The following is a 7,291-nucleotide window of genomic DNA, read 5'->3' as shown; positions in this document are numbered from 1 at the left end:
TCTCGAACTTCAAGGAAGGTCTGACCGTTCTTGAATACTTCAACTCGACCCACGGCGCCCGCAAGGGTCTGTCGGACACCGCGCTGAAGACGGCGAACTCGGGCTACCTGACCCGCCGCCTGGTGGACGTGGCGCAGGACTGCATCATCCGCATGCACGATTGCGGCACCGACCGGGCGATCACGGCCGAGCCGGCGATCAACGACGGCGAAGTCGTGGCCACCCTGGGCGAGCGTATCCTGGGCCGTGTCGCGGCCGACGATATCGTGGAACCGGCATCGGGCGACGTCATCGTACGCCAGGGCCAGCTGATCGACGAGCGTCTCGCCGACGCCGTCGAGGACGCTGCCCTGCCGTCGGTGCGCATCCGCTCGCCGCTGACCTGCGAGGCCGAGGAAGGCGTCTGCGCCATGTGCTACGGGCGCGACCTTGCCCGCGGCACGATGGTCAACACCGGAGAGGCCGTCGGCATCATCGCCGCGCAGTCGATCGGTGAACCCGGCACCCAGCTGACGATGCGGACTTTCCACATCGGCGGCGTGGCGCAGGGCGGCCAGCAGTCGTTCCTCGAGGCCAGCCAGGAAGGCAAGATCGAGTTCGAGAACGCCAATACGCTCGAAAACACCGCCGGCGAGACGCTGGTCATGGGCCGCAACATGAAGCTGCGGATCATGGACGAGCACGGCGTCGAGCGGGCCAACCACAAGCTGGGCTACGGCACCAAGCTGTTCGTCAAGGAAGGCGACACCGTCTCGCGCGGCGACAAGCTGCTCGAGTGGGATCCCTACACCCTGCCGATCATCGCCGAGGCGGACGGCATCGCCCGCCACGTGGACCTGGTCAACGGCGTCGCCGTGCGCGACGAGACCGACGAGGCCACCGGCATGACGCAGAAGATCGTCGTGGACTGGCGCGCGGCCCCCAAGGGCAACGAGCTCAAGCCCGAGATCATCCTGCAGACGGAGGACGGCGAACCGGTCCGCAACGCGGCCGGCAATCCGATCACCTACCCGATGTCGGTGGACGCGATCCTGTCGACCGAGGACCAGCAAGAGGTCAAGGCCGGCGACGTGGTCGCGCGCATTCCGCGCGAGGGTGCCAAGACCAAGGACATCACCGGCGGTCTGCCGCGTGTGGCCGAACTGTTCGAGGCGCGCCGTCCCAAGGACCACGCGATCATCGCCGAGATCGACGGCTATGTCCGCTTCGGCAAGGACTACAAGAACAAGCGCCGGATCACGATCGAACCGGTGGACGACACGATCGAGCCGAAGGAGTACATGATCCCCAAGGGCAAGCACATTCCCGTCGTGGAAGGTGACTACGTCCAGAAGGGCGACTACATCATGGACGGCAACCCGGCGCCCCACGACATCCTGTCGATCATGGGCATCGAGGCCCTGGCCAACTACATGATCGACGAGGTGCAGGACGTGTATCGTCTGCAGGGCGTGAAGATCAACGACAAGCACGTCGAGGTCATCGTCCGGCAGATGCTCCAGAAGTGGGAGATCCTCGACAGCGGCGACACCACGCTGCTGAAGGGCGAACACGTGGACAAGGCCGAGTTCGACGCCGCAAATGCGCGCGCCGAGCGTCTCAAGGGCCGTCCCGCGAAGGGCGAGCCGATCCTGCTGGGCATCACCAAGGCGTCGCTGCAGACCCGCAGTTTCATCTCGGCGGCGTCCTTCCAAGAGACGACACGCGTGCTGACCGAGGCGTCCGTGCAGGGCAAGAAGGACACGCTGGTCGGTCTCAAGGAGAACGTCATCGTGGGCCGTCTGATCCCGGCCGGCACCGGCGGCGCGACCCAGGCGATGCGCAAGATCGCTGCGGATCGCGATACGGTCGTGATCGAGGCCAAGCGCGAGGAAGCGGCCGCAGCCGCGGCCTTGGCCGCGCCGCAGGAGGATGTCGAGGACGACGGCGAGACGATGATCGTCGATACGCCCGAAAGCCGCGAGTGATCGTGTGACCCGGCGCCCCGCGTGGCGCCGGATCGGCAAATCGAAGGGCCGGGGACCGCGGGGTCTCCGGCCCTTTTCGTTGCGCGCAGGTCATTGGAACGGCGTCGTTTTCGCGATGGCGGCGCGCAGGGCGGGCTGCTAGACCGGCTGCATGACCGGGATGTCGGACAACATGCGTGGCGCGGCGCTGATGGTGGGCTCGATGGCCTTCTTCGGCTTCGGCGACGCCTGCATCAAGGCGTTGGGCGGAGCGATGCCGCTGAGCCAGGTGCTGACGATCCGCGGCCTCGCGGCCTCGGTCTTCATCGCGCTCATGGCGCGGGCCTTCGGGCAGCTGCGCTTCGACATGGACCGCCGCGACTGGGGGCTGGTCGCGCTGCGCGCGGTGTCCGAGGTCGGCGCGGCGTATTTCTTCCTGACCGCGCTGCTGAACATGCCCTTCGCCAACGTGACCGCGCTGCTGCAGATGCTGCCGCTGACGGTCACGCTGGCCAGCGCGGTGATCTTCGCCGAACCCGTAGGGTGGAAGCGCTGGAGCGCCATCGTCATCGGCTTCATGGGCATGCTGCTGATCGTCAGGCCGGGGACCGAGGGCTTCGACGCCTGGTCGCTCTACGCGCTCGTGGCAGTGGCCTGCGTGACGGTGCGGGACATGTCCACACGGCGCATGTCACGCACTGTGCCGTCGCTGACGGTGACGCTCATGAGCTCGCTCGCGGTCCTGACCTTCGCCGCCATCTGGTCGCTGAGCCAGGACTGGCAGCCGATCACCGCGACGACGGGGATGCTGCTGGCTGGGGCGAGCCTGTTCATCGTCGGCGGCTACTCGCTATCGGTCTTCGTGATGCGCGTGGGAGAGGTCAGCTTCGTGGCGCCGTTCCGGTACACCGGTCTGCTCTGGGCGCTGCTGCTGGGGCTGGTCTTCTTCGGCGAGTGGCCGACGCTGCCGACGCTGGTCGGCGCGGCGATCATCATGGGCACCGGCATCTTTACCCTGCTGCGCGAGGCGCGGCTGAAACGGCGCGGTCAGCCGGCGCCGAATATGCGGCGCACGTGATCGGCATCGATCGCGAAGAGCTCGCGGAACAGCGCCTCGCCGTCCGGATCCAGGGGTGACAGTTCGACCGGCTTCACGTGCTTCTTCTGGCGTGAATCGTTGTGGTCGTTGTGGCCGCGGACATACATCGCGCGGTCGGTGAAGGTCACAGTCGGCATGAAGCGGTTGATCCGGTCATGGGCGAAGTTCAGCACGCTCTGCTTCACGCCTGGCCCCACCGCCATCGCCTGCGCGACGCCCCAGTAGGGGTTCACGATCTCGTTCACGGCGATGCCCCGCGCGTCGGGGCGCGCGACGTAGCCGCGGTTCCAGTCGAAGCCGACCATGCGATGGCGGCTGACGATCTGCGCGCAATCGGAAGCAGCCTGCCTTAGGTGCGCGATGAAATCGACCGCGACCGCGTCGTCGTCGTGGCGGAACTGCAGGCAGGGGCGCGCCATGTCGCGGACCTCGTTGAACACGTCCTGGCATACCTGGCGGTGCGGCCCGGGCGGGCGCGCCACCACGCGGGCCTGCGGAAAGCCCTGGATCAGCGCGTCGAGCCGGTCGCGCCAGTGCCGCGGCATCGAGTCGCCGACGAGGATCAGAAAGGTAAATTCGGGGTCGGTCTGCGCGCGCAGGCCCGGCAGGCAGACGCATTCGAAATGCCGCAGCCGTTCCTCCATCCGGGGCTCGGAATAAAGATAGGCCATGCGCTCTTCGACCGAGGTATGCTCGACTTGGAAACCACCCATGGCGGGATAGGAAAACCGGCACAGACCAATCACTTGCATCGGGCGCCCCTTCACGGCTAGACATGCGCAATCACTGGCAGCGCGGACCCTTGCGCGCAAGCCGGCAGGGCCTGTTGACAAGGGTTCCGACTCCCCCTATACGCGCCGCTAATCCGCCGGAATGTTAATGCATTGCGCGCGGGACTCAGTATCGGAGCGGTCAAGATCCGGGCCCCGGCCCCGATCCTCTGGACACCCACCGCGTCGCCCGGGATCACGGGCGGGTGCGGTTCTTTGCGTCGTTTGGTACGGCGCGGCAACCGGCGATGCGCGGACGCGCGCGACGCCTGACATCAATAATCGGCTGGGGGCACGTCCCCTCGCGCCACATATGTGAGAAGTACGGGGAAGAGACCTTCATGCCCACGATCCAGCAGCTGATCCGCAAGCCGCGGCAGCCCAAAGTCAAGCGTTCGAAGTCGCAGCATCTCGAGCAGTGCCCGCAGAAGCGGGGCGTCTGCACGCGCGTCTACACCACCACGCCGAAGAAGCCGAACTCGGCCATGCGGAAGGTGGCGAAGGTCCGCCTGACCAACGGTTACGAGGTGATCAGCTACATTCCGGGCGAAAGCCACAACCTTCAGGAGCACTCGGTCGTCCTGATCCGGGGTGGCCGCGTCAAGGACCTTCCCGGCGTGCGTTACCACATCCTGCGCGGTGTTCTCGACACCCAGGGCGTCAAGGACCGCAAGCAGCGCCGTTCGAAATACGGCGCCAAGCGTCCCAAGTAAGAGGATATACAGATGTCTCGTCGTCACGCCGCAGAGAAGCGCGAAATCCTGCCCGACGCCAAATATGGCGACCGGGTTCTGACGAAATTCATGAACAACCTCATGTACGACGGCAAGAAGTCCGTCGCCGAGGGGATCGTCTACGGCGCGCTCGAGCGGGTCGAGGCGAAGGTCAAGCGCGCACCGGTCGAGCTGTTCCACGAAGCGCTCGACAACATCAAGCCGTCGGTCGAGGTCCGCTCGCGCCGGGTTGGTGGTGCGACCTACCAGGTCCCCGTCGAGGTTCGCCCCGAGCGCCGCGAGGCACTGGCCATCCGCTGGCTGATCGAGGCGTCGCGCAAGCGCAACGAGAACACGATGGAAGAGCGCCTCGCAGGCGAGCTCGTCGACGCGGTGCAATCCCGCGGCTCCGCCGTGAAGAAGCGCGAAGACACCCACAAGATGGCCGACGCGAACAAAGCGTTCAGCCATTACCGCTGGTAAGGAGCTACAACCATGGCACGCGAGTATCCGCTTACGCGCTATCGCAACTTCGGGATCATGGCTCACATCGACGCGGGCAAGACCACGACGACCGAGCGCATCCTGTTCTACACCGGCAAGTCCCACAAGATCGGCGAAGTCCACGACGGCGCCGCCACGATGGACTGGATGGAGCAGGAGCAGGAGCGCGGCATCACGATCACGTCCGCCGCGACGACCACGTTCTGGCAGCGTCAGGAAGACCCGACCGCCGAGGGCACGTCTGACACGAAGTACCGCTTCAACATCATCGACACCCCCGGGCACGTGGACTTCACCATCGAGGTCGAGCGTTCGCTCGCCGTGCTCGACGGTGCGATCTGCCTGCTGGACGGCAACGCCGGCGTCGAGCCGCAGACCGAGACCGTGTGGCGTCAGGCCGACCGGTACAAGGTTCCGCGCATCGTGTTCGTCAACAAGATGGACAAGATCGGCGCCGACTTCTTCAACTGCATCAAGATGATCAAGGACCGCACCGGTGCGATCCCCGCGCCGATCGCGCTGCCGATCGGTGCCGAGGACAAGCTCGAAGGCATCGTCGACCTGATCAAGATGGAAGAGTGGGTTTGGCAGGGCGAAGACCTGGGCGCCTCCTGGGTGCGCCAGCCGATCCGCGACGAGCTGAAGGACCTTGCCGACGAATGGCGCGCGAACCTCATCGAGGTCGCGGTCGAAGTCGACGACGAGGCGATGGAGCAGTACCTGGAAGGCAACGAGCCCGACGAGGCCACGCTGCGCCAGCTGATCCGTAAGGGCTGCCTGTCGCTGGCTTTCGTGCCCGTGACCGCCGGTTCCGCGTTCAAGAACAAGGGCGTCCAGCCCCTGCTCAACGCCGTGATCGACTTCCTGCCCGGTCCGCTCGACGTGCCGCCGTACATGGGCTTCAGCCCGGACGACGAAACGGAAACCCGCAACATCGCGCGCAAGCCCGGTGACGAGGAGCCGTTCGCCGGCCTCGCGTTCAAGATCATGAACGACCCGTTCGTCGGCTCGCTGACCTTCACGCGGATCTACTCGGGTCTGCTGAAGAAGGGCGATGCGATCCTGAACTCGACCAAGGGCAAGAAAGAGCGCATCGGCCGTATGATGATGATGCACTCGAACTCGCGCGAAGAGATCGATTGGGCAGGTTCGGGCGACATCATCGCGCTGGCCGGCCTGAAGGAAACCACCACGGGCGACACGCTCTGCGATCCGCAGAAGCAGGTGGTCCTGGAAACGATGACCTTCCCCGATCCGGTGATCGAGATCGCAGTCGAGCCGAAGACGAAGGCCGACCAGGAGAAGATGTCCGCGGGCCTGCAGCGTCTCGCTGCCGAGGACCCGTCCTTCCGCGTCGAGACCGACCTCGAGTCGGGCCAGACGATCATGAAGGGTATGGGCGAACTTCACCTGGACATCCTCGTCGACCGCCTCAAGCGCGAGTTCAAGGTCGAGGCCAACATCGGTGCGCCGCAGGTGGCCTACCGCGAGACCATCGGCCACGAGATCGAGCACACCTACACCCACAAGAAGCAGTCGGGTGGTTCGGGTCAGTTCGCAGAGGTCAAGCTGGTCATCTCTCCGACCGAGCCGGGCGAAGGCTACTCCTTCGAATCCCGCATCGTCGGTGGCGCGGTGCCGAAGGAATACATTCCCGGCGTCGAGAAGGGCATCAAGTCGGTCATGGACTCCGGTCCGCTGGCAGGCTTCCCGGTGATCGACTTCAAGGTCGCGCTGATCGACGGCAAGTTCCACGACGTGGACTCGTCGGTGCTGGCCTTCGAGATCGCGTCGCGGATGTGCATGCGCGAAGGTCTGCGCAAGGCCGGCGCCAAGCTGCTCGAGCCGATCATGAAGGTCGAGGTGGTGACGCCCGAGGAATACACCGGTTCCGTGATCGGTGACCTCACGTCCCGCCGCGGCCAGATGCAGGGCCAGTCGCCCCGCGGCAACGCGATCGTCATCGACGCGCACGTTCCGCTGGCGAACATGTTCGGCTACATCAACAACCTGCGTTCGATGTCCTCGGGCCGCGCGCAGTTCACGATGCAGTTCAGCCACTACGAGGCTGTGCCGCAGAACATCTCGGACGAGATCCAGGCCAAGTACGCATGATCCGGGTGGCGGGGTGAACCCCGCCCTACCCAACACCTGTAGGGTGGGCACCGTCCCACCATCCGCTAGAAGACAAAGGGAGCCTTGACGATGGCAAAGGAAAAGTTCGAACGCGGCAAGCCGCACTGCAACATCGGCACGATC

Annotated in this window: 5 protein-coding genes and 1 pseudogene; 5 read left to right on the top strand and 1 reads right to left on the bottom strand. The window is 65.4% G+C overall.

All coding sequences use genetic code 11. The features are described from left to right. A pseudogene (locus ACFDTC_RS16600) lies at nucleotides 1-1,967 on the top strand (DNA-directed RNA polymerase subunit beta'); the annotation flags it as partial. 151 nt (nucleotides 1,968-2,118) lie between these two features. Further along, on the top strand, nucleotides 2,119-3,024 hold the full coding sequence (locus tag ACFDTC_RS16595; RefSeq protein ID WP_375259993.1) for a DMT family transporter: 906 nt from the start codon (nucleotides 2,119-2,121) through the stop codon (nucleotides 3,022-3,024). Here ACFDTC_RS16595 and ACFDTC_RS16590 read toward each other — a convergent pair. Beyond that, complete coding sequence (locus tag ACFDTC_RS16590) at nucleotides 2,994-3,797, bottom strand: putative rhamnosyl transferase (protein WP_375259992.1); 804 nt, start codon at nucleotides 3,795-3,797, stop codon at nucleotides 2,994-2,996. The two genes, ACFDTC_RS16595 and ACFDTC_RS16590, sit on opposite strands and share 31 nt — an antisense overlap. A gap of 359 nt (nucleotides 3,798-4,156) precedes the next feature. Here ACFDTC_RS16590 and rpsL point away from each other — a divergent pair, with 359 nt between their 5' ends. The 3 genes from rpsL to fusA are packed head-to-tail and all read left to right on the top strand — an operon-like array spanning nucleotide 4,157 to nucleotide 7,147. Then, a complete protein-coding gene (gene rpsL / locus ACFDTC_RS16585; RefSeq protein ID WP_005862801.1) occupies nucleotides 4,157-4,528 on the top strand; it encodes a 30S ribosomal protein S12 in 372 nt (123 codons plus the stop codon). A gap of 12 nt (nucleotides 4,529-4,540) precedes the next feature. Continuing rightward, nucleotides 4,541-5,011, top strand: coding sequence for a 30S ribosomal protein S7 (gene rpsG / locus ACFDTC_RS16580; protein WP_089883713.1), 471 nt, complete (start codon nucleotides 4,541-4,543; stop codon nucleotides 5,009-5,011). Between the two features lie 12 nt (nucleotides 5,012-5,023). After that, entirely contained in the window at nucleotides 5,024-7,147 is a 2,124-nt protein-coding gene (fusA, locus tag ACFDTC_RS16575; protein WP_375259991.1) for an elongation factor G, read from the top strand. Nucleotides 7,148-7,291: the final 144 nt, after the last annotated feature.

The sequence above is a fragment of the Citreimonas sp. genome, from assembly GCF_042096055.1.
Classification (GTDB): domain Bacteria; phylum Pseudomonadota; class Alphaproteobacteria; order Rhodobacterales; family Rhodobacteraceae; genus Citreimonas.
The sequence above is the reverse complement of the archived record's forward strand: the minus strand, read 5'-3'. Positions and strand labels throughout refer to the sequence as shown.

Bases quoted from the DNA above. Each gene is read 5' to 3' on its own strand.
- ACFDTC_RS16595 (WP_375259993.1), top strand. From the start codon at position 2,119: ATGACCGGGATGTCGGACAACATGCGTGGCGCGGCGCTGATGGTGGGC.
- ACFDTC_RS16590 (WP_375259992.1), bottom strand. From the start codon at position 3,797: ATGCAAGTGATTGGTCTGTGCCGGTTTTCCTATCCCGCCATGGGTGGT.
- rpsL (WP_005862801.1), top strand. From the start codon at position 4,157: ATGCCCACGATCCAGCAGCTGATCCGCAAGCCGCGGCAGCCCAAAGTC.
- rpsG (WP_089883713.1), top strand. From the start codon at position 4,541: ATGTCTCGTCGTCACGCCGCAGAGAAGCGCGAAATCCTGCCCGACGCC.
- fusA (WP_375259991.1), top strand. From the start codon at position 5,024: ATGGCACGCGAGTATCCGCTTACGCGCTATCGCAACTTCGGGATCATG.